The following is a 22799-nucleotide window of genomic DNA, read 5'->3' as shown; positions in this document are numbered from 1 at the left end:
GGAAGAAGGGAGCCCTTGGGCTCCCTTTTTTCATTGACTTTCTTGTTTTTCTAAAGATGGTTGATGATGATAAAGAGTCTTACCAATCAGCGTTTGTAAGATGAGAAATGCCCCTCCAACTGTCCAATATAGGGGTAAGGCGGCTGGCGCATTAAATGAAAAAATAAAAATCATCATGGGCGAAAGATAGCTCATTATTTTTATTTGGGCCTGCTGCTCTGCAGGCATATTTATTAAAGATACCCGAGCCTGGGCTAAATAGACCACCCCAGCGATAATGGCCATAATATAATCCGGCTGTCCCAAATTAAACCATAGAAAGGAGTGGCTTGCGATTTCAGATGATGACCGGATTGCATAGTATAACCCGATCAATATGGGTGTTTGAATTAACAAAGGTAAACATCCCATATTAAGAGGATTCACTCCATGTTTCTGGTAAAGCATCATCATTTCTTGTTGCAGTTTCTTCTGTTCATCTTTATCATTCGCTTCTTTTATCTTTTTTTGAATTTCCGTCATTTCTGGTTTGAGTAAAGCCATTTTCCCTTTCATCTCTTGTTGATTTTTATACGTGTTAAGCATAAATGGAAGAAGAACGAGACGAATAAGAAGTGTAATGACAATGATCGCAAGACCAAAGTTTCCACCCAGGAAGGTCCCTATTTCATGGATGAGAAACGAAAATGGGTTAACAATATAGTCGTGAAAAAACGCTCCCTCAGTTGTTGCACTTTGACACCCTGAAAGAGTTAATAGTGACAAGAGCATGATGAATGTAATTTTTTTCAATGATTATTCCTCCTCTGTATAAATGCTTCATGATTAGAAACATACAGAAGAGGCTTCGTCGTCATTATCGGTATGATAAAATTGAAATTTCATGCATGCAATGAACCTCAGCCCTATAGGAATAATCTTATTCGCTGTAACGCACTTTACAATGAAATTTGTTCTTTCGAGGCTCTTATCATAAGGTCGTACGTAAAAATGATATATTCCAGGAAAATGATCCAAAATCAAAGCTATTATAAATAGAAATACTATACTAAAATGTAATGGGCTTAAGTAAAAATCTATAAAGTCTTGTATAATAATAAATGTCAATGGAGAAGACTCCTTTAATTTACTGATCAAATGTATTGTTGAAACATAAACTCTATTCCAGTTAAAGTATACTGCTAAATGGAAAAAGAAAATATGATAATTGTACATACGAATATGTCAACAATAGGTTTCACAATAATATAATCTTATAAAATAGGGATGTTATACAGAATGAAATACTTATTAGTCGGCATTGGTGGAGCATTAGGAAGTTTGTGCAGGTGGGGAATAAGTTATCACTGGACCATTCAAAGCGGGTTACCGTTCGCGACCCTAACGGCGAATCTCTTGGGAAGTTTTCTACTAGCCTATTTCTATAGTCGATGGTCTGCTAAATATGAAAAATCGTATTTATTTATAGCTTCAGGGTTTTTAGGCTCTTTTACGACTTTTTCTACACTGAGTATCGAGTTAGTCACCTTTTTAATAGAAAAACAATTGGTTCTATTCTTCGTGTATTTTGCCTTTACTTCTATAGGTGGCCTTCTATTGGCTTGGACAGGTTATGTGGCAGGAAGAAAAAGAGGGAGGCTTGTTCATGGAGATTAACATACTGCTAATTGTATTGGGCGGAAGCTTGGGGGCTATTGGACGATACCTGGTTGCGAATGGCGTTAAAAAATGGAGTAGTTCCAGTTTTCCGAAAGCGACCCTACTAGTTAATGCGATTGGTTCTTTACTATTAGGGTTATTGGTTGGAAACGGTGCTGGAGAGACCGCCATGTTCTTTTTCGGGGTCGGTTTGTGTGGGGCATTTACCACCTTTTCAACCTTTATTTGGGAGACGATAAGCCTTCTCCTACAAAATATGAAAATGGGCCTATTTTATTTCTTTGGCAGTCATATCATCGGAATCATATTTGGAGCGACAGGATACATCTTGGGTATGGCAGCTTAGCAAGGTGTCATACCAAACAAAAGGACCCCTTTCGTGGAATAATCCCGCATTAGAGATCCGTAAAATAATCATATGAAAAAGGATTAATCAACCACTATATATGCAATCATAGGACCGTTGCGATCAATGGTTTCATGAGTCTCGCAAATCAGCCGATACGTTCCCTCCTTCGAAAACGTTACGTTTACAACAGTTTCTTCCCCTTTTTTTACCGTACCTTTAATGTCTGTTCCCTCAATATAAAACGGATGTTCCATGCCGTTGACTCCGTAGATTCGTAATTCCACAGGCGTCTCTTTTTCAACTACAATCGTCCCAGGGTCCCATCTATAGGCCTCAATCTTTTTTCCGGAGGCTGTTTCAGACTTGAATTCCCCAGTGACCAGCTGGATGACTTGTTTCTCTCTTTCTTTATCTGATAATGAGACCGTAGGATAGGAGTTTTTAGAGGATAATGCCCATATCGTCCCGACAGTAATAAGCATGATTGTTACCAGTATTGCGATGATGGAACCCTTTTTTAACACAATAAAATTCATATGGTTTTCCCCCTCTTTACTATTTAGCGTAGATTTACCAAGGTCTTTTCTATTAAACCTATGCTTGTACTTGAGGGAACTTGTCAATAATTTAAAAGATGCATAAGTTAAATATTTTTCTTTCGTTCATATTTTATGTACAATTTGGTCATGGAAAAGAGGAGGGTGAAGCATTGAATAATACATGGAGAGTCATGACAACGAAGAGTGATGCAGAGCCTTGGTGGTTTTTTGAAGGCTGGGAAAAAGATATCATTCAGGAATGGACATTTAATAACAGGGATGAAGCGGTTGGAAGGTTTCTTGAGGAAATGAGGCGACTGAGTAATACCCATCATAAGTCCAAAAGTAAGAAGATGCACTCTATTGCGTTTTGGGACCCAGGAGAAGTATTTTTTTGCGAAGCGTGTGACGATGATCTGCAGGTCTATTACGGATTGATCATTTTTGAAAATGACCAACCGATGGAAATTCAGGATGAGTCCGTCCTCAATCAAATCAGAGATCGAATTCAACAAAAATAAAAAATAGGTCCATCTTTACTGGATGGACCCTTGGCTTTTAATCAATTACTCCTGTCCGAATGATCTTATTCTCTACTTTCACTTGAAAAGAAGCATCTTTGTACAGTTTATCCCACTTTTCCCTCGATAAATCTTCGTGCCCCCTTATACTTTTATACTCCATGCCAAATCCAATCGGATCCGTGCCTTCCTCTTGAAGCATCAAGATAATTTCTTTAATTTTCTTTTCGATATAATCCCCAATCTCATCTTCAAGTAAGCTTAACGCTTTTGGGTTTGACAACTTCATTTCTTCAGACATTTCAAGTAAACGTGATTCGATATTCAATTTCACTTCAAAGGTTGGTGTTGCTTTTTTCTTTGTTTTTATCTTATGAGATGATTTGATACTATCAATCATAATATAAACCTTATCTTTTTCTTGTCCAAGATGAGGACTTGTCAAGTAAGGTTTGAACTTTTCTAATGGCAGTTCCACTTCGACGCTGCCGGCATCGTAATCTTCCATAAGAGATCGAATAAAAAAAATCTTGTCCTTTTTTATCTCTTTAATGAATTTATCCCGTGTAAATAATGCGAAGCCATCTATTCCAACCTTCCCGTCTGATGCCTTTAACAACGGCAGCATGGGGTCTTTGCCAACACTGCCGTAATCAGTGACGAATTCTTGAAGTGTTGGTGAAACAAGCGTCTCCGATTCAACATTTTGCCTGACCAAGTTATATAAGTACGTCCCCATATTCGAAGGTCTTTCCGTCATTTGATAATTCAGGATTTGTTCGGCAGTGGTATCAGCAATTGTTAAGTACACCATATTCCCAATGGAAGAATCCCGTTCCAACGTATCAACTAAGTGAGAAATCCCTTTTTCCGCAAGCTCCCTTCCGTAAACAGTAATCCTTAACTGACCGGAAACAAGCTTATGATCGGTTTCTAAATTTTGCGACAGACGGATTCCTTTACTGGTCTTAGACTTACTAATAAGTACCTTTTCAACGTCCTGCATTGCCGGGTTAAACTGATACAGGACCATTGTGCCGGTTATTTTCTCGTCTTCAGCCTGATCATATCCAACGGCTGTAATCAATCCCAGCTTTTCTAAATATTTTGACTCCACACAGCTGCTTAAGAAACAAGTACAAAGACAAAGCAGAAGAAGCATGATGGTTTTAATCATACATCTACACCCTTTTCTTTCATACTAATGTATTTCAATTTAACCAGTATGAATAAAAGGCAGGGATAGACAAGGGAAAGAATAAAACTGGAGGTCCCAACTTTGTCTGTAATGACATTCATCGTGAGGCGATCCTGTACGCATAGGGATAATAGCCATAGCAGGATGGCGAAAAGGTAAATGGACTTTTTTTGAGAAACATTAAATACTCTTTTCATTCCTCTTGAAGCTGTCCAAAAATAGAGACAAATGTTTGGAAGGATGACAAGCATCCAGAAAGAGACGGCAATGAATTCAAATCGCTCCAAGTTTGGGATCCTCAATATCTTGAACATGGACAGGACTGGCCAGATGGTCTTTAAAAGGGCATCTTCTGAGAAAAACCCGATACTGACAACGGTCACAATCGTAAAGAGAAAAGTGGAATATCCTGCACCAATCAGGCCATATTTTAGTACTTTTTTCTTTTCCTTGATGTAAGGGTACACAAATAACACCAATTCAAATCCAATGAGGGTAAAGCTTGATTTATATATACCCATCATTATTTCTTTGGGTGAAGATGTTAAAACAGGTAGAAGATGATTGAAGTCCAGGTATTTAATAGGGGTGTAGATCATAAATACTAACCAGAATGCAAGGATGAGCCCTAAAAAAGCAATACCGACCACAACCCGGATTCCCCCCAACACGCTATAAACCATTAAAAAAATCAGTAACCCCATCAAGAGCCATGTAGGCATTTTAGGGAATATCCATGCCTGGACCATCTCGATATAGTTCATTAAAATCACGTATGTGACACTGAGATAATATCCGATATAAAGAACGTTAAATCCTTTGCTGATCCATTTTCCATAAATATCCATATGGATACCGTACAAATCGGTACTATCGTATGTTTCAAGCATTTTTACCATGAGAAATAGAACGAACGAAACGAGAATTCCAGCTAAAAGGATAGAAATCCATGCGTCCCTGTTTGCCTCCATGTAAATGACCCTGGGCAGTCCTGCAATCCCGACTCCAGTTTGGGCTGTGTGAACGATAAACATTATCAAGAAGGCATTAAACATTAACCGTTCCTTTGGATTCACATTAATATTCATACATTTCATCCTTTACTCATCAACGTCTTTCTTCTCTTTTGCTTTCTTCTCAGGGATTCTTCCCTGATCTATGGGGTGGTTGGAAGTCGGACGTTGGACTAAATACTGATAAGGTAAGCGGAATAGACTGTATTTGAAGTCTGCAAACCTAAATGGGTAAATGGGTGATAGATAAGGTCTGCCCAATGTTGTCACTTTCAATAAGTGAATGAGAATAAAACAGAAGCAAAACATGATTCCCACACCCCCGTATAACCCCGCCATGACGATGATCGGGAAACGGATGATTCTTACGGCTGTTCCGATTGCATAGCTTGGAGCAGTGAAGGAGCCCAAGGCAGATATCGCGATGATGATAATCAAAATATTACTGGTGAACCCGGCTTGAACTGACGCTTGACCGATGACGATACCACCTACGATCCCCATGGTTTGCCCAACCTTTGTTGGTAACCTTGCTCCCGCCTCTCTTAACAGCTCAATGATGAATTCCAATAAAATTGCCTCGAAAACGGGAGGGAATGGAACATTAGATCTCGACTGTCCCAGAGAAACAAGGAGAGCAGAGGGAATGACCTCATAATGAAACGTCAGGACCGCCACATAGGCAGGTGTCAAAAGGATGGAGAAAAAAATAGCTACAAAGCGGATTAGTCTTAGGAATGTCCCCATATTCCATCTCATATAAATGTCTTCTGTCGATTCAAAGAAATTCATAAACGTAGATGGTCCTATGATCGCTGTAGGACTGCGATCGACAAGTAAACAGATCTTTCCATGCAGGAGTGAGATGGTACAGCGATCAGGCAGCTCAGTGGTGATAAATTGTGGGAAGAATGTAATTGAATTATCTTCGATCATCTGAGCCAGCACAGTGGAATCCACTATACTATCGACTTCAATTTCCGTAATGCGCTGTCTGAACGTATTTACATTCTCTTCTTCAGCAATGTCCTTTATGTATACCATTTGAACTTTTTTCTTCGTTCTTGAACCGACCATAAAGGTTTCGACGCATAGTTTTGGATCGTTAATATTAGAACGGATTAAATTCAAATTCTTCGTGATGGATTCTGTGAATGAAATTTTAGGACCAAACACTAGGGATTCTGTTTCAGCTTTTTCTAATGCACGTGTTCCTTTATCAGCTACATCTGCTAAAATACCGTGAGTATCACCTTGTTTAAAGATATAGGCCGTCCCGTTTACTAAATTATCTATAACATCGTTCATTTGATTTGTCTGTGTAAGTTTCGCAATATTAATCGTATCTTGGATGATAAGATAATTTAGCTCTCCAACAGTTTCCTCAAGGGGTCGGATAATGCTATCCTGCAACGATGTTGTATCGATCAGGTCTTCAAAGTAAACCACTGCGAGTTTCTGTTCTCCGATAGTAATGATTCTAAATACTAAATCCTCACTATGGCTAACCAGGGTGAGCACTTCTTTGTGAAACGTTTCTATATCAAAGCTATGGGGCGACCCGTTCTCAATATCCTTTTTTAATTCTCTACGTCTAAACACAGAATCAACACCCTAAACCTTAATTTATAAATTAGACTTCCCATGAATCCTATTCTTTATCACATAATGTCCTTTATTCTATGAAGTAAAAAAGGAAAAATATATACATAAACTGTGAAGGATTTGGGCAAGGTAGGAGTGGAGGTGAAGCAGATGAGCAATAAGAAAAAAGATCCATCGAAAGCTGTTCTGGGTTCTTCTCAAGTAGAAGGACAAGGTACAACCAACCAGGAATTATCAGGTGGAGTAAAGGCTCCTTCTTCTAGAAACAGAAAGAAAAAATGACGGAGGATATTTATCCTTCCTTCAGTACATATGAGGCGATTGTTACCTATCCTAAGGAGTTCATATATTAAATTGAAGTCAAGTATGGTATAATGGAAACAATCGTAGAAGTTGTTCCGATTATACTGGCAACACCTAACTGACCACATACTATCTGCAGCATAAATTACCACAATCATTATTTTCCTGTTAGAAAGCATAGCAAGGAAATCCTACTTACCTTAAAGGAGGACGTTCAATGGCTTTTGGTCGTAGAAATCAAGTTGAGGAAGAAATCAAAACAGAGGAAACAAAGATTTGGGCTTGTTCCGCTGAAGATTGTAAAGGCTGGATGAGAGATAACTTCAAAAGTGAAGATACACCTAAGTGTCCGCTTTGTAAAGAAGATATGGTGACATCTACAAAGGTATTACAAGTTGTAGACAATCCACATCCTACAATGAAATCTTCCTAATGGGCCTTAGAGAACCAATCATTTGATTGGTTCTTTTTTCTTGACCTGGCTAAACCGGTCTCATCCCCCTGGAGTGATTTTTTAAAAAATATTAAACTCTTTTTTTACATTTGAATAGTATGTAATGTATTTATGTAATAAGGGAGGGAGCACCATGTCTAACAAGAAAGAGAAGGAAGTCAAGAGTACTTCTACTGAGAATAAAGAAAATGTATGGGAAAGCTTTTGGAAGTTGTCAAAGCCTGTTGAAGTAAATAAGGAAGAAAAAACAGTTAAGTGGTTCTAAGTTAATGGCAAGGTTGTACATGCGTGTATGAATACGACTGTACAGCCTTTTATTTGAAAAATCAGAGCTTCCTATTGGCACGTTCTTTGTTCTGGAATACAATAAAGGAATACGAATGATTTTCTTGGAGGGGAAAAATGTGATCGTAGAAGCAAAACAAGTATTAAAACAATACTTTGGATATGACGAATTTAGAGATGGACAAGCAAAGATTATCCAATACATACTTGATGGGAAAAATACAGTAGGAATCATGCCGACGGGAGGGGGGAAATCGCTCTGTTACCAAATTCCCGCATTAATGTTTGATGGAGTAACATTGGTTATCTCTCCACTCATATCTTTAATGAAAGATCAGGTGGACTCGTTAATTCATCAAGGTATTCAAGCAACCTATATTAATAGTACGCTATCGAATAGTGAAGTAGAGACGAGAATGGAAGAGATTTCTTTAGGTGAATACAAGCTTGTTTATATTGCTCCTGAAAGATTAGAATCATTTGGGTTTATTCGTTTCCTCAATTCATTACCAATCCCCCTTGTAGCTGTTGACGAGGCGCATTGTTTATCTCAATGGGGTCATGATTTCAGACCAAGCTATTTAGGTATTTATAAAGCAGTTAATCAACTACAATCAAATCCCGCCATTCTTGCATTGACCGCGACTGCAACTCCACAGGTACAAACTGATATCCTTCATCATTTACATATTCCAGACCAATATAAAGTATTAACTGGTTTTCAACGGACGAATTTGTTCTTCCAAGTTGTAAAAGGTGAAGATCGAAAGCGTTGGGTGGAAAGGTATGTACAAAAGAATCATCAGCATTCCGGCATCATTTACTGTGCCACACGGAAGGAAGTTGAAAACCTTTATATATATCTTGAGAAAAAGGGAGTTTCTGTCGGGAAATATCATGGCGGGCTGCCTGACATTATCAGGCAGGAACAGCAGGAAGCCTTCCTCAATGATTCCATTACTATCATGATTGCGACCAATGCATTTGGAATGGGGATAAATAAATCAAATGTCCGATTTGTGATTCATTATCAAATTCCGAAGAATATGGAAGGATACTATCAAGAGGCTGGCAGGGCAGGTCGTGATGGAGTGAACAGCGAATGTGTCCTGTTATTTTCACCTCAGGATATCCAGACACAGCGGTATATCATTGACCAGAATATCGTAAATCAGGAATTACATGATAATGAGATGCAGAAATTACGTGATATGGTTGACTTTGTCCATACAGAAGCATGCCTGCAGAACTACATTTTAGCGTATTTTGGTGAACATGTAGAGGAAGCATGCGGTCACTGCAGCAATTGCCTGGATGATAGGGACTCTGAGGATGTAACGAGAGAGGCACAAATGGTATTATCCTGTATGATGAGAATGAATGAAAGATTTGGAACCTCACTCATCAGCGGTGTACTAACGGGGTCAAAGAACAAAAAGATCCTGGAGTGGGGGTTCGACCGGCTTTCCACTTATGGATTAATGAAGGAGCAATCTCAGAAGGATGTCGGCCTGTTCATCGATTATTTGATTTCAGAGGGGATCATACAAGTCGAGGGTGGAAGCTACCCTATCCTGAAAGTTTCAACAAATGGCAAAGAGGTGTTAATGGGGGAAAGAAGCGTAACTAGAAAGATCCAGCCTACTGTTTCGGCCATGATCCTTAAAGAAGATGGATTGTTCCAGACCTTGCGAACACTCCGGAAGTCGATTGCAGATTCAGAAGGGGTACCACCTTTCGTTATTTTCTCCGATAAGTCGCTTCAAGACATGTGTGTGAAAATGCCTAAAACATCAGAAGAATTCCTGCAGGTTAGTGGAGTCGGTGAAAACAAGCTGAATCGGTATGGAGAAATTTTCATAAACGAAATTTCCGTTTTTATATCTGAGAATCCCGAACATCAAGTTGAGGTCGTCAAGCCTTCGCGATCACGGAAGACAAGTCAGTCTGACACAGCGTCCCATTTAGTCAGCTATGAGTTGTTCAAAGATAATATGGATATAAAAAAAATTGCGAAAGAGCGGGGAATGAGCCCGGCAACGATCGAAAATCACATTATCCGTTCCTATCAGGAAGGCATCACGCATGACTGGAATATCCTTTTTACAGAAGAAGAAGAAGAACTTATTGAAGATGCAGTCTCGAAAGTAGGGGCCGGCCTCTTAAAGCCCATTAAAGAGGAATTACCGAAAAAAATAAGCTATTTTCAGATTAAAGGATACTTGGTCAAACACGGACATCATCAGTGATGGGAATAGTGACTGAATATAAAAAAGCAGGTGCCGTCTGGCTACCTGCTTTTTTATTGTATATTAAGCTTTCATAGAAGCTTTCATTTCAAGAAATTCATCGTAAGTCGTTTCTTTATCAATAACACCATCTTCGGTGATCTCAATAATGCGATTAGCGATGGTTTGAATGAACTGGTGGTCATGAGATGCGAAGATCATGGCGCCCTTGAAATTAATCAAGCCATTATTTAGTGCTGTGATGGATTCTAGATCCAAGTGGTTTGTTGGTTCGTCTAATAAAAGAACATTTGATCCACTTAGCATCATTTTCGATAACATACAACGTACTTTCTCTCCTCCGGAAAGGACACTTGGCTTCTTCAATACTTCTTCACCTGAGAATAACATACGACCTAAGAATCCGCGAAGGAATGTTTCGCTCTCATCCTCTGGTGAGTATTGACGTAACCAATCCACAAGTGAAGGCTCATTGCCTTCAAAATACTTGGAGTTGTCATTTGGGAAGTATGCTTGAGACGTTGTAACTCCCCATTTGAATGAGCCGCTGTCAGGCTCCATTTCTCCCGCGAGGATCTTGAATAAAGTCGTCTTTGCAATCTCGTTCGCACCGACTAATGCGATTTTATCATCCTTATTAAGAATGAAATTCACATTGTTTAAAACCTTTACTCCATCGATCGTTTTCGTAAGCCCTTCTACACGCAGGACGTCATTTCCGATTTCGCGCTCAGGCTTGAATTGGACATATGGATAACGGCGTGAACTTGGTTTGATATCATCCAATGTGATTTTTTCCAGCGATTTTTTGCGGGAAGTTGCTTGTTTTGACTTAGATGCGTTAGCACTGAATCTTGCAACGAACGCTTGAAGTTCCTTGATTTTTTCTTCCTTCTTTTTATTCTGATCCTGAGCCATTTTAAGGGCTAATTGACTGGACTCATACCAGAAATCGTAGTTTCCTACATAGATTTGGATTTTACCAAAATCAAGGTCAGCGATATGTGTACATACTTTGTTTAAGAAGTGACGGTCATGGGATACGACGATGACTGTGTTCTCAAAGTTGATTAAAAAGTCTTCTAACCATTGAATCGCTTGAATGTCCAAGTGGTTGGTAGGCTCATCCAGTAAAAGGACATCCGGTTTTCCAAATAGTGCTTGAGCTAATAATACTTTTACTTTTTCTCCACCTGTTAGTTCAGACATTTGTTTCGAGTGAAGATCTTCGTTGATCCCTAAGCCTTTTAGGAGGATTGCAGCTTCTGATTCCGCTTCCCAACCGTTCAGCTCGGCAAATTCTCCTTCTAATTCAGCAGCTCTCATACCGTCCTCGTCAGAGAAGTCTTCTTTCATGTAGATGGCGTCTTTTTCTTGCATTACTTCATATAAACGGGTATGACCCATAATCACTACTTTTAGCACTTCATATTCTTCATATTCAAAGTGATCCTGCTTTAATACAGCAAGACGCTCTCCAGAACCCATCGATACGTGGCCAGTCTGAGCTTCAATTTCTCCAGAGAGAATTTTTAAAAATGTAGATTTACCTGCACCGTTTGCTCCGATAAGGCCATAGCAATTTCCTGGAGTAAACTTTATATTCACGTCTTCGAATAGTTTTCTATCACCAAAACGTAAGCTTACATCTGATACTTGAATCATGTATGATATACCTCCTAATACTCAATCTAAAAGATTATAACACGCGAGTACGTTAAAAAGATAGAGTATTGGGAGGAACAGTTATAAATTAACCGGCTATTTACATAAGGGAATGAAGGACTTGGAATGGAGAGAAGGAAGTTTTAGGTTGGGGTGGGTGGTAGCACTTTTTATTGAGAGAGTTATTCTGTATGGGGTGATTTTTGGCTCATTTCTGCCAAGTGATAAGGGTGCCCGGGCAAAAATGCATTTTTGCCCGGGCACCCTTATCACTTGGCGACCTTTCAGCAAAGCTGAAAGGCGAGGGAAACGGAAGTTTCCCTCGAATGAGCCAAAAATCGATGCTATATAGTAGCAGATGCTATTGAAATGGTCGAACCTTTCCATTGTTTGTTGTGCTATGATAACTTAATAAAAAAAGATAGGTGATGAGAGAGAATGATGAGGTTTGTGAAGCGGGTGAGGTTTCTTTTTAATGTTCGCAGGTCGGTTCCTTTTTTGGTTGATTTTTTTCGGTCTAAAGAGGTTTCGCTATTTAAGAAGGTCTTGTCAGTTGGGCTTGTGGCGGGGTATTTCTGGCTGCCGTTTGATTTGATTCCCGATGTTTTTATATTGTTTGGGATTGTTGATGATTTGGCAGTGTTTACGTTTGTTCTTCAGCTTATGGTGAAGATGGCTCCTGAAGAGTTACAGCATCGATACGAGTTAAAGAAATGACGCAGAGCATCACTATGGATGGGCTTCTGTCATAGTCTGTAAAAGGCAATGCTTTAGGAGGAGATGTATGATGTACAATCAATATCCATATTACTTTGAAAATCATGACGACCGTCAAATCGATCGACAGTTGAGAAGGGATATACAAAAAGCCATTAATGATGAGTTCAAAGCTATTTCTTACTATACACAGCTGGCTGAGCTTGCCCCGAATGATACAGCCAAACAAGCGATCCTGGGAATAAGACAAGATGAGATCCGTCATTTTAATGGATTTACACAATCGTATTTACAACTGACCGGTCGCTACCCTTCCATTAATTTAGTCAATCCAAGAGACCTTCCTTCGAATTACCGGCAAGGAATAAGAGAAAGCATTAAAGATGAAAGTGAAACGGTATCCTTTTATTTATCCATTTCAAACCGGCTTACCGAGCCAAGAGCCAAACGCAGATTCCTGAGGGCTGCATATGATGAACAGCGTCATGCAGAAATACTAAGGAACCTATAAATGATAAGAACCGAAAGTAGCCAAAAAATGGGCAGCTGCTTTCGGTTTTTTCTTTTGATTTTTACTGCTGTATCCATTACACTATAATTACAACAATTCCAATAAGGAAGGTATGGATTAAAAGTGGATACATTCAATTCAATACCAAAACCGCTCATTCAATTAAATCAATGGTTTATCGTTACATCTGTTGCCTTTTCATGGGTATTTCAAATAGATTTCTTATTAGTTCTTCCATTCCTGGTGGGATTGACGTCTGTACTATTCAAGTTCAATCCTGTCATAAAAACAGGGAGGCATTTCTTAAAGAAAGAATTGTCATCCTATCCAGCTGAAGACGCTGATCAACAGCAATTTAATAATATCATTGCCGTGAGCTGCCTAGGAGCAGCTATCATTAGTACTCTAGCTGGATGGAGTACAGGCTTTTATATTTTCTCAGGCATGGTATTCTTGGCAGCATCAATTGCTCTTGCAGGATTCTGTATCGGTTGCTTTATCCGTTTTCAATGGAAAAGGTTCCAATATAAACGGTCTATGCAATAGCCTATTGACAATGGATCCAATACATCGTAAACTAATCATGAATTTAATTACTGTATATTAAGGGAGTATGTTATATGTTAGGTGTCGTTCTTAACTAACCGTGAAATGAATACGGACATTTTGTAGGCAGTGGCCTTAAAATTAGGCTATTGATTAATGCTTATTTAGTTGTGCCTTCAAAGTGTAGTTAAGAACAATGGTCATAGCATACTCAAACCTTTATTAGGAGAGCTGTGTCTTTGTGCACAGCTCTTTTTGTGCACAATGCGGGAAATCAATGTAGTCGTTTCTAACTTCGAGTTTTGAACGATACACGTTTTGCCAAAGCACAAGCTACTATTACGGGGTAATTAGTATACGAGTGAAGGAAGACCACAATGGACATTGTTCGTTGTGGTCTATTTTTGTATATGGAGGAGAAAACATTGAACGAAAAAACGTTTCAAACATTAGAATTTAACTCAGTGAAAGAGGAGCTAACCCGATTTGCTCTGACAGAAGAAGGTAAAACAGTACTGATGAACATGATTCCCACAACAAACATCCGCCAGATTGATATGCGTTTAGATGAAGTAACAGAAGCCGTTAGAATCCTGGAGAAGAGTGCCAGTATACCGATTCATGCACTGGACGGGGTAGAAAACATTATAGCTAATCTAAATAAAGGAGTACCTTTAAGGCCGGATCAGCTTACAAACCTGTATTATTTTCTGGATGCATGTAAAAAACTGAAAAAATATATGCAGGATAAACAATGGGTGGCACCGAGGGTATCTTCTTATGTCTATTCCATTGAAGATATCCCTGAAATTGGAGAAGAAATCAATCGATGCATCCGAAATGGTAGAGTAGATGATTACGCAAGTAAAGAGCTACTGCGGATTAGAAAGCAAGTTGGGATTCAAGAGGACCGCTTAAAGGATAAAATCCAATCGATTGTAAAGTCGGCCAAGTATAAATCGTTCCTTCAAGAATCGATTGTGAGCCAGAGAAACGGCAGATACGTCCTCCCGATCAAGAAAGAATACAGGGGTAAAATGAAAGGTGCGGTACTCGATACTTCTGCTTCCGGGTCAACCTTATACATTGAACCAGAGGAATTATGCAATCAGCAGGACCAACTATTGTTTTATAAACTGGAGGAAGACCGTGAAGTCGAGAATATCCTTTGGACATTAACTGGATTGGTTCAATCATATGAACCACAATTAAAACTGGCGATTGAAACAATGGTACATTATGATGTATTATTCGCAAAAGCGAAATATAGCCGTTCCATTGATGGTGTGAGCCCCATGGTAAATGAAGATCATCAAATACATTTGATAAATGCAGTTCATCCCCTGCTTGGAAAACAGGCAGTACCATTATCCATTCAGATGGGTGAAGGCTTTCATGCATTAGTCATAACCGGTCCCAATACTGGAGGTAAGACGGTCGCCATCAAAACGGTGGGCCTTCTTACACTCATGACCCAATGCGGCCTTCATATTCCGGCAGAAAAGGGCAGTGCAATCAGTATTTATCAAGATATTCTTTTAGATATAGGGGATGGTCAAAGCCTTCAGCAAAATTTAAGTACATTCAGCTCCCATATTAAAAATATTATCGATATCCTAAAGGGTACAAATGATCGAACCTTGGTTCTGTTGGACGAACTCGGTTCAGGTACTGATCCCCTGGAAGGGATGGGTCTGGCCACCGCCATCCTGGATCAATTATATGAGAAGGGAGCAACGATTCTCGCCACTACTCATTATAGTGAAATAAAACATTTTGCAGAAGAACACGAGGGGTTTATGAATGGAAGTATGGAATTTAATATTGAAACATTGCAACCAACGTATCGGTTGATCGTAGGGGAAGGAGGAGAAAGTCAGGCATTTTCCATTGCTTTAAAACTGGGAATGCACCCTGAAATCATTGAAAAAGCCCATGAAATTACCTATAGAGAAAAGAAAAGCTATAACTTTGGAGAAATTGATTATCATGTGAAGAAAGAAATGGAGAAGCAGGTTATTGTAAATAAATACAAAAAAAGGCTTCATAGTAATTCCGATTCATCAAAGAGAAACAGCTCAGTTCCATTATTTCACAAAGGGGATAATGTGAAAATTTCTCCGAATGGAGAGTTCGGAATTGTATATGAAGGACCTGGTGAAAAGGGAGACTATACAGTTCAAGTAAAAGGAGAAAAAAGAAGTCTTAATCATAAACGATTGGAGTTGTACGTGTCAGCCAAAGAATTATATCCAGATGACTATGACTTTGATATCATTTTTAACAGCAAAGAAAATCGTAAGAAAGATAAACAAATGAGTAAGCGCTTTGTAGAAGGATTAACCATTGAACATGAATAATCATAAAGACGAACTGAAGCACTGGCTACAGTTCGTCTTTTCAGTTTAGGGATTAAGTATTAAAAGTATCTACGATATATGGGTTAAAATAAAAGAAAGGATTATACCGAATGACGATAGGAATCCAACAATTGGCCCTCCTTCTTCAAACGCCTCCGGCAGCATAGTAGATGAAACCATAGCCAATAATCCACCTGCACCAAAAGCGCCTATTATGTAAGAGATGCTTTCTGAGGCATCTTGTAAAAATATATACCCTAGCAAGGAGCTAAGGGAGGAGAGAACGACAACACTTCCCCAGAGGGTGAGAATTTTGCGGGTACTATAATCATCTAGCTTGAACCCGATGCTGCTTGATAATGATTCAGGAAGGTTACTGATGAAAATGGCGATGATAAACACCCATTGTATTGATTGGTCTCCTATAAAGCTGACGCCAATAATGATCGATTCGGGTATTGCATCCATGATGGTTCCCACATAAATGGCTAATCCTGAATGACCATGGGGATTCTTCTTTGACCTTTTCCTTTCACTTCCACCTTTCTTGGAAATGAAGATTTCGAAAAGAGTGAATAAAAGGGCCCCTGATAAGAACATGGATGTTAGATGAAGCAGGTTTGCCTTACCTTCTGCCTCACTTAGTAGATCAAAGGTGGCAGAACCTATGATCAACCCGGTTCCTAAAGCCATAATATAGGCTACAATTCGTTTTGATATGTGCAAGTAAATCCCCATAACAGCTCCGATTAGTAAGGATAAACTTGCAATCCCACCCCATAAGGCAGCCTGGAACATTTTTTCACCTCCATAAACATTCTTCATATTGAGTTTTCCCTTATTGTGTGATGAATTAAACACAAGACCAGCACTGAATAGTTTTAAAAAGGTGTGGGGATAGTAAGGTTGAAAACTATTTAGGAGGTAATCAAATGAAAAAATATTTATTGATTTCCCTTTTGGGAATAATGTTCATGACGATTGTAGCTGGTTGTGGTATGGGGAATGACATGAACGAAGAAGGACAACAGATGAATGAGCGTAATTTGGAACAAGTGAACTACAAAAATGATCAGGCAAATCGTGACTATGTAAATAATCGTGAGTATGTAAATGACGGAACAATGAGAGAGAATTATTCACTTGCCGATAAAGAGGCGAATAAGGTGGCTAGTCTTAAAGAGGTTAAAAGCGCTTATGTTCTGACAACTGATCAAAACGCATATGTAGCAGCGGTACTTGAAGATAATATGAATGGAAAGGTCTCAAAGGACCTGGAGAAAAAGATCTCGGATCAAGTGAAAAGTCAAAACGGAAATATAAATAATGTTTATATTTCAACTAATCCTGATTTCACTGATCGCATGAGGGATTATGCGAACAAAGCAGAGAATGGGAAACCGATTGAGGGTCTGGGAGAAGAAATTACTGACATGCTGAAACGAGTATTTCCGAACAGAGGATAATCCTAATGGTGAAAAGTCGAACATTGCTTCGGCTTTTTTTATTTGCCTGTAGGAAATGGACAGGGAATTCAGTATACTATTTAGAGTAACGAAATAATAGGGAGGAGTGACAATGTTTGACGCAACCTGCTGTGAAAACCCTGCACAAACAGAATCCTACCATTTACGGTATATTATTAGCCATCAGTTCCGGTCATTTTATCAATGATACGTTACAGGCAGTTGTTCCGGCCATGTTTCCGATCATTGAAAAATCCTTGCAGTTGAGTTATACCCAAATTGGCTGGATCGCATTTGCACTCAATATGACTTCTTCGTTGTTGCAACCGGTATTCGGTTATTATGCGGATATACGATCTAAACCTTATCTACTTCCATTAGGAATGCTTTCAAGCTTAATCGGTTTAGTGGGCTTTGCATTATCCGGTCATTTTATTTGGATCATTCTATCTGTGTTATTTATCGGGTTCGGCTCTGCGATCTTTCATCCCGAAGGTTCCAGGGTAGCATATATGGCAGCCGGAAACCGCAGGGGTCTGGCTCAATCGATTTATCAAGTTGGTGGGAATTCAGGGCAATCACTAGCCCCATTGATTACGGCATTTATATTTGTTCCATTTGGCCAAAAAGGGGCACTGTGGTTTTCCGTTGTAGCAATCTTAGGGGTCATTGTTTTATTTCATGTATCCACTTGGTACTCTGAACAAATACGTTCTAATGAAAAGATGAAACGTCATGTCAAGACAAATGCGAAGAAAATCCCGATTCATCCGAGAATTAAATGGGCAATGGTATTAGTAGTGTTTTTAGTGTTTGCCCGTTCGTGGTATGGAGCAGGGTTATCGAATTACTACCAGTTTTATTTAATTGAAGATTACGGTCTTTCAATTAAAGATGCGCAAGCATACATATTCGTATTTATGTTTGCGGGAGTACTGGGAACCTTTTTGGGCGGGCCGCTTGCAGACCGTTTTGGAAAAAGGAATATCATTTTCTTTTCCATGTTAGGCGCAGCGCCGTTAACCCTTGCATTACCTTATTTATCATTAAGTATTATCTATCCATTTATCTTTTGCATCGGGTTCATCTTGTCTTCAAGCTTTAGTGTAATCGTTGTGTATGCACAAGAGCTTTTACCACAGAAAATTGGAATGGTGTCTGGTCTGACCGTTGGACTTGCCTTCGGTATGGGGGCTGTCGGTGCAGTCATCTTCGGGGGATTGGCAGACCTTTTCACTATTCGTTTCATCATGATCCTTTGCAGCTTTCTCCCACTACTAGGGATGATGACCTTCCTGCTTCCTACCGACGAAAAGGTGAGGAGTTTTCATAAACTTCCATAGAATAAAAGAGAGAGTGATTGCAATGGTGATAAACCGGCAATCACTCTCTTCCCTTTAAGAAAAAGCAAAGTAAACAATGAATAATGCACAAAGGATGTACATGATCGGATGAACGTCTTTCAATTTTTTTAACGAGATCATCGCTAAAGGATAAAGGATGAACCCTAATGCGATCCCGGTTGCAACACTGAAGGTTAAAGGCATCATAATAATTGTTACAAATGTAGGAATAACGATTTCCAAGCGACTCCAGTTAATATGCCTTACTTCAGTAGCCATTAGAGCACCGACAATAATCAATGCCGGGGCTGTCACTTCAGGTGTAATAACAGATAATATAGGTGAAAAGAAAAGAGCAATAGAGAAACATAATGCAATCACTATGGAAGTGAATCCCGTTCTGCCTCCAACGGCTACTCCTGCAGAGGATTCTACAAAGGAGGCTGTCGTTGAAGTCCCAAAGATCGCTCCAGCGACTCCTGAAGCAGAATCAGCTAAAAGAGCTCTACCTGCGTTCGGAATCTTATTGTCTTTCATTATACCCGCTTGACTGGCAACAGCAATCAATGCCCCCGCAGTGTCAAAGAATGCTACAAATAGGAACGTGAAGATCACCGCCATAATTTCAAGAGTGAAAATGTCACCTAAATGAGTAAAAACAACTCCAAATGTAGGCTCTAAGCTGGGAACCTTGCCAATAATGGAGTTTGGCACGTCGATCTTCCCGGTGATCATACCCAGGACTGTGGTTGCGACCATTCCATAAAATATTCCGCCTCGAATACCTCTCACTAACATCATCAACGTAATAACAAATCCAAAGACTGCAAGAAGTGTAGCAGAAGAAGAAAGATTTCCGATTGAAACAAAGGTTTCTGGATTGGCAACAACAAGTCCGGCATTTTTAAACCCTATAAACGCTACGAAGAATCCAATTCCACCTGCAATCGCATATTTTAAATCCTGAGGAATGACATTGATGATTTTCTCGCGTATTTTCATGACACTTAAGATCATAAAGATGATACCAGCAACAAATACACCTGTCAGTGCAATTTCCCATGGAACTCCCATTCCTATGCATACGGAAAAGGTGAAGAAAGAGTTTAGTCCCATGCTGGGTGCAATGCCTATCGGGAAGTTTGCAAGAATTCCAATTAAAAGGGACCCTACAATAGCCGAAAGGGCAGTAGCTGTAAATAAAGCGCCTTTATCCATTCCCGCCTGGCTGAGAATGATTGGATTGACAACAAGAATATAGGCCATTGAAAGGAAGGTCGTTACCCCTGCTAAAGTTTCTTTTCTATAAGTTGTTTCTCTTTCAGCAAATTGAAAGAATGTTTTCATATATAATAACCCTCCAAGTAGAAAAAATAAAAAAACTCTGGTTCAATGCAACCAGAGTTATGTCCACAGGATAAAATAATTCTGAAAGAATCACTTTATTCTTGTAGACAAGCCATTTAAGGTAGCTGGTAGAAACGTTCAAGCCGTATTCCTGAACTTATACAAGGTGTATGAGATTTTGTTATAATTGAATTAGAAGCATCATATCAAGTCACTTTCATCAGGTCAATGGAAGCAAAAAATGTCCATGAATTCATTATTTTCTAAATTGATCGTTTATTATTAAAATCGCCACATGTACTATACATAATCATTGAAAAAAGCTATATTTAGTGAATACAAACGATGAGTAGAGAGAACTTAAGTTAATACTTAATTGAAATAGGAGGAAATAGGATAATGTCTTCTTTAAAACCAGGTACGGTAGTTGATTTATTCGTTGATCATGAAGTACCGTATGGTTTCTTTCTAACGAATGATTTAGACCGTGTGTTACTTCACCATTCTGAAATAACAGAAGAAATTCAAGAAGGAGATACTGTGAAGGTATTTCTTTATCATGATAAGGATGTTCGCCTGACAGCGACAATGCGTATTCCTAAAGTACAAGTAGGTGCTTACGGATGGGCTGAGGTAGTGGATAAACGGGAGGATTTAGGCGTTTTCGTCAACATTGGCCTGCCTAAGGATATTCTGGTTTCAGCAGATGATCTTCCAAAGTTTCTGGAACTCTGGCCAAACCCGGGTGATCAACTGTTTTTAACTCTGAATCGAGATAAGCAGGAACGATTGTACGGACGATTAGCAACTGAGAATATTATTGAACAGGTATCTAGAAGAGCATCTACAGAAATGATGAACTCAAAAGTGCAAGGACGGGTGTATCGACTACTGAGAGTCGGAACCTTCTTCTTATCCGAACAAGGATATCGATGCTTTGTTCACGAAAATGAACGCAAGGCGGAACCAAGACTGGGAGAGCTGGTAGAAGGAAGAGTCATCGACGTTAAGGATGACGGTAACTTAAATGTATCGTTCTTACCGTTGAAGCAGGACAAAATGCTGGATGATTCGGAGGTCATTCTCGAGTATCTGGAGCAAAGAAATGGAGCCATTCCTTATTGGGATAAGAGTCTGCCCGAAGAAATTAAAGATCGCTTTAATATGAGCAAAGCTTCCTTTAAACGGGCTCTTGGAAAACTGATGAAAGAAAACCGCGTTTATCAAGAAGAAGGCTGGACTTATCTGAAAAAGTAAAAAAGAAAGTGAGGGGACTTGCCAGAGGGGATGGCCCCTCACTGAGTAAAAAAAGGAGTGCTGACCATATCTGTCAGCACTCCTTTCTTTATGTTACAATTCAGAGTGTTTCACATTATTTTGGACTTTATGAATTCTTACAGGTTTTATCGGTAGGAGCGTGCCGATTAATGCGATAAAGGCACATCCAATCAATACAGAGGAATATCCTGTCACTGCAACTGTGGATAACACTCCAAACACAAAAAGGTCCAAGCAGGAATCTACAATGGATAGCAAGGAGATGGTTGTAGCCCTGATCCCGGATGGAATCAAATCATTGCTTAATTGAGAGTATATCGGATAACGGATGGCTCGAACGAGTCTTAATATGAAAAAGGATCCAATAACAATCCATAAAGATGAACCAAACATAGCGGATAGTAGTAAACCCGCTACCGCTAAAAAACCAGATACACTCATAAGCTTCACCCTCGAAAACTTTGCAGTCACCCAACCAATGGAATTAGAAGCAAGAAAACCCATGACCGCTGAAATGGCATAAAAAACACCAATAAAATAAACAGGCAACCCTGCCTCCTTCATTAAAGGCTGATCAAAGTATTGATAAACAGCACCTGCAGGAATGAAGACCAATGTTACGTTTAGAAACATCAGCAAAAGCTCCGGTGCTTGACGAATCACGCGCAGACCGCTTTTAATTTGAGAAAAAGGATTTTCCTTTTTGAAGGAGTCCTTAGAGGGCTGCTTAATTTTGATGACGAAGATAACCTCGATTAAATGGAATGCCAAGCCTAAGACGATGAGTAGATTAAATTGATTGTCAGCCAAATCTTTAGCCAAATAAGAACCGAATATAACCGCAATCAACATACTGATAAATGTGGCAGATTGAATTTTGCCCATTGCATGATCCATGCGATTTTCTTCATTGGATTCTTTGAGTGAGTCATAGATAAGTGCCTCATCAGCACCGGAAAAAAAAGTCACGCTAAACCCATTCATAAAGCTGTACAAGAAAAACAACCATGGCTCATATGCGAATAAAAGCAGGGCAATACTAAGGATTTTAAGCACAGAACCAACTAAAAAAGAATTCTTTGCCCCAAACCGATCAGCAAACATTCCAGTTGGAACTTCTCCAATTAAAACACCTCCACTCCAAAACATGAGCAGAATCAAAATTTGAGAAGAAGTTAATCCTCTTTCAAAATAGAATAAAGTTAAGACCGGCTGAAGAAAACTGATCGTACCAAAAAAAGAGATCCAAAATAGCATCCGAATATTATGGGATGCAATCGTTTGTTTATTCATTCATATCTCCTACTTCCATTTTTGTACTATATGTCCTGGAAGAAGGAGCGTCGTTTCATGTTTAAAGAACCTAAACGTTCACTCCTCCTTGAGATGAA

The 22799-nt window shown here is 39.3% G+C and carries 23 protein-coding genes and 1 riboswitch; of the genes, 14 read left to right on the top strand and 9 right to left on the bottom strand.

Going from position 1 to position 22799, the window contains the following annotated elements; translation table 11 throughout:
* Nucleotides 1-30: 30 nt before the first annotated feature.
* On the bottom strand, nucleotides 31-771 hold the full coding sequence (gene yidC / locus ACCB35_RS12405) for a membrane protein insertase YidC (protein WP_374057011.1): 741 nt from the start codon (nucleotides 769-771) through the stop codon (nucleotides 31-33).
* Between the two features lie 507 nt (nucleotides 772-1278).
* On the opposite strand from yidC, the gene ACCB35_RS12400 reads away from it, so the two are divergent.
* The gene (locus ACCB35_RS12400; protein ID WP_374053984.1) at nucleotides 1279-1656 is read left to right on the top strand and encodes a CrcB family protein; all 378 of its coding nucleotides are present in this window, start codon (nucleotides 1279-1281) and stop codon (nucleotides 1654-1656) included.
* Nucleotides 1646-2005 carry a CrcB family protein gene (locus tag ACCB35_RS12395; RefSeq protein ID WP_374053983.1) on the top strand — a complete coding sequence of 120 codons (360 nt, stop codon included), beginning with the start codon at nucleotides 1646-1648 and terminating at the stop codon, nucleotides 2003-2005. The genes ACCB35_RS12400 and ACCB35_RS12395 overlap by 11 nt, the downstream gene beginning before the upstream one ends.
* Before the next feature lie 83 nt (nucleotides 2006-2088).
* Here the strand turns inward: ACCB35_RS12395 and ACCB35_RS12390 are convergent, their stop codons facing one another.
* A complete protein-coding gene (locus tag ACCB35_RS12390; RefSeq protein ID WP_044336786.1) occupies nucleotides 2089-2544 on the bottom strand; it encodes a cupredoxin domain-containing protein in 456 nt (151 codons plus the stop codon).
* Nucleotides 2545-2717: 173 nt separating this feature from the next.
* Between ACCB35_RS12390 and ACCB35_RS12385 the strand changes: the two genes are divergently transcribed.
* Complete coding sequence (locus ACCB35_RS12385) at nucleotides 2718-3068, top strand: DUF1033 family protein (RefSeq protein WP_374053982.1); 351 nt, start codon at nucleotides 2718-2720, stop codon at nucleotides 3066-3068.
* 37 nt (nucleotides 3069-3105) lie between these two features.
* Here ACCB35_RS12385 and ACCB35_RS12380 read toward each other — a convergent pair whose 3' ends face one another.
* The 3 genes from ACCB35_RS12380 to ACCB35_RS12370 are packed head-to-tail and all read right to left on the bottom strand — an operon-like array spanning nucleotide 3106 to nucleotide 6881.
* The gene (locus tag ACCB35_RS12380) at nucleotides 3106-4245 is read right to left on the bottom strand and encodes a Ger(x)C family spore germination protein (RefSeq protein ID WP_374053981.1); all 1140 of its coding nucleotides are present in this window, start codon (nucleotides 4243-4245) and stop codon (nucleotides 3106-3108) included.
* Nucleotides 4242-5354, bottom strand: a complete 1113-nt coding sequence (locus ACCB35_RS12375) for a GerAB/ArcD/ProY family transporter (protein WP_374053980.1) — start codon at nucleotides 5352-5354, stop codon at nucleotides 4242-4244. The genes ACCB35_RS12380 and ACCB35_RS12375 overlap by 4 nt, the downstream gene beginning before the upstream one ends.
* Before the next feature lie 12 nt (nucleotides 5355-5366).
* On the bottom strand, nucleotides 5367-6881 hold the full coding sequence (locus ACCB35_RS12370) for a spore germination protein (protein ID WP_374053979.1): 1515 nt from the start codon (nucleotides 6879-6881) through the stop codon (nucleotides 5367-5369).
* Between the two features lie 153 nt (nucleotides 6882-7034).
* On the opposite strand from ACCB35_RS12370, the gene ACCB35_RS12365 reads away from it, so the two are divergent.
* From ACCB35_RS12365 to recQ, 4 genes are all read left to right on the top strand, one after another.
* Nucleotides 7035-7166, top strand: a complete 132-nt coding sequence (locus ACCB35_RS12365; RefSeq protein ID WP_374053978.1) for a YuzL family protein — start codon at nucleotides 7035-7037, stop codon at nucleotides 7164-7166.
* A 238-nt stretch (nucleotides 7167-7404) separates the two neighbouring features.
* Entirely contained in the window at nucleotides 7405-7620 is a 216-nt protein-coding gene (locus tag ACCB35_RS12360) for a cold-inducible protein YdjO-related protein (RefSeq protein WP_034758928.1), read from the top strand.
* Nucleotides 7621-7774: 154 nt separating this feature from the next.
* Complete coding sequence (locus ACCB35_RS12355; protein WP_301280405.1) at nucleotides 7775-7906, top strand: hypothetical protein; 132 nt, start codon at nucleotides 7775-7777, stop codon at nucleotides 7904-7906.
* Between the two features lie 139 nt (nucleotides 7907-8045).
* Entirely contained in the window at nucleotides 8046-10175 is a 2130-nt protein-coding gene (gene recQ, locus ACCB35_RS12350; RefSeq protein ID WP_374053977.1) for a DNA helicase RecQ, read from the top strand.
* Between the two features lie 63 nt (nucleotides 10176-10238).
* Here the strand turns inward: recQ and ACCB35_RS12345 are convergent, their stop codons facing one another.
* Nucleotides 10239-11840 (bottom strand): ABC-F family ATP-binding cassette domain-containing protein, encoded by a 1602-nt coding sequence (locus tag ACCB35_RS12345; protein WP_044336794.1) that lies wholly within the window; start codon nucleotides 11838-11840, stop codon nucleotides 10239-10241.
* Nucleotides 11841-12338: 498 nt separating this feature from the next.
* Between ACCB35_RS12345 and ACCB35_RS12340 the strand changes: the two genes are divergently transcribed.
* The 4 genes from ACCB35_RS12340 to ACCB35_RS12325 all read left to right on the top strand — a co-directional run bounded on the left by ACCB35_RS12340 (nucleotide 12339) and on the right by ACCB35_RS12325 (nucleotide 15974).
* A complete protein-coding gene (locus tag ACCB35_RS12340; RefSeq protein WP_374053976.1) occupies nucleotides 12339-12557 on the top strand; it encodes a YkvA family protein in 219 nt (72 codons plus the stop codon).
* A 67-nt stretch (nucleotides 12558-12624) separates the two neighbouring features.
* Nucleotides 12625-13068, top strand: a complete 444-nt coding sequence (locus ACCB35_RS12335) for a ferritin-like domain-containing protein (protein ID WP_374053975.1) — start codon at nucleotides 12625-12627, stop codon at nucleotides 13066-13068.
* 123 nt (nucleotides 13069-13191) lie between these two features.
* Nucleotides 13192-13614 (top strand): DUF4395 domain-containing protein, encoded by a 423-nt coding sequence (locus ACCB35_RS12330; RefSeq protein ID WP_374053974.1) that lies wholly within the window; start codon nucleotides 13192-13194, stop codon nucleotides 13612-13614.
* A gap of 425 nt (nucleotides 13615-14039) precedes the next feature.
* A complete protein-coding gene (locus tag ACCB35_RS12325; protein ID WP_374053973.1) occupies nucleotides 14040-15974 on the top strand; it encodes an endonuclease MutS2 in 1935 nt (644 codons plus the stop codon).
* A gap of 69 nt (nucleotides 15975-16043) precedes the next feature.
* On the opposite strand, the gene ACCB35_RS12320 is transcribed toward ACCB35_RS12325, so the two are convergent.
* Complete coding sequence (locus tag ACCB35_RS12320; RefSeq protein ID WP_374053972.1) at nucleotides 16044-16799, bottom strand: ZIP family metal transporter; 756 nt, start codon at nucleotides 16797-16799, stop codon at nucleotides 16044-16046.
* 107 nt (nucleotides 16800-16906) lie between these two features.
* Between ACCB35_RS12320 and ACCB35_RS12315 the strand changes: the two genes are divergently transcribed.
* Together ACCB35_RS12315 and ACCB35_RS12310 are read left to right on the top strand one after the other, a co-directional pair.
* The gene (locus ACCB35_RS12315) at nucleotides 16907-17440 is read left to right on the top strand and encodes a YhcN/YlaJ family sporulation lipoprotein (protein ID WP_374053971.1); all 534 of its coding nucleotides are present in this window, start codon (nucleotides 16907-16909) and stop codon (nucleotides 17438-17440) included.
* Nucleotides 17441-17571: 131 nt separating this feature from the next.
* Complete coding sequence (locus ACCB35_RS12310) at nucleotides 17572-18783, top strand: MFS transporter (protein WP_374057010.1); 1212 nt, start codon at nucleotides 17572-17574, stop codon at nucleotides 18781-18783.
* Between the two features lie 54 nt (nucleotides 18784-18837).
* Here the strand turns inward: ACCB35_RS12310 and ACCB35_RS12305 are convergent, their stop codons facing one another.
* On the bottom strand, nucleotides 18838-20130 hold the full coding sequence (locus tag ACCB35_RS12305) for an NCS2 family permease (RefSeq protein ID WP_374053970.1): 1293 nt from the start codon (nucleotides 20128-20130) through the stop codon (nucleotides 18838-18840).
* Nucleotides 20131-20214: 84 nt separating this feature from the next.
* A riboswitch (purine riboswitch) is annotated at nucleotides 20215-20315 on the bottom strand.
* Nucleotides 20316-20529: 214 nt separating this feature from the next.
* Between ACCB35_RS12305 and ACCB35_RS12300 the strand changes: the two genes are divergently transcribed.
* A complete protein-coding gene (locus tag ACCB35_RS12300) occupies nucleotides 20530-21387 on the top strand; it encodes a S1 RNA-binding domain-containing protein (protein ID WP_374053969.1) in 858 nt (285 codons plus the stop codon).
* 93 nt (nucleotides 21388-21480) lie between these two features.
* Here the strand turns inward: ACCB35_RS12300 and ACCB35_RS12295 are convergent, their stop codons facing one another.
* Nucleotides 21481-22701: an MFS transporter gene (locus tag ACCB35_RS12295; protein WP_374053968.1), complete on the bottom strand. Its 1221-nt coding sequence runs from the start codon at nucleotides 22699-22701 to the stop codon at nucleotides 21481-21483.
* Nucleotides 22702-22799 lie beyond the last annotated feature (98 nt).

The organism is Rossellomorea sp. FM04394, assembly GCF_041889765.1.
In the GTDB taxonomy this organism is placed as follows: Bacteria; Bacillota; Bacilli; order Bacillales; family Bacillaceae_B; genus Rossellomorea; species Rossellomorea aquimaris_B.
This window is presented reverse-complemented; position numbering and strand designations above follow the sequence as displayed.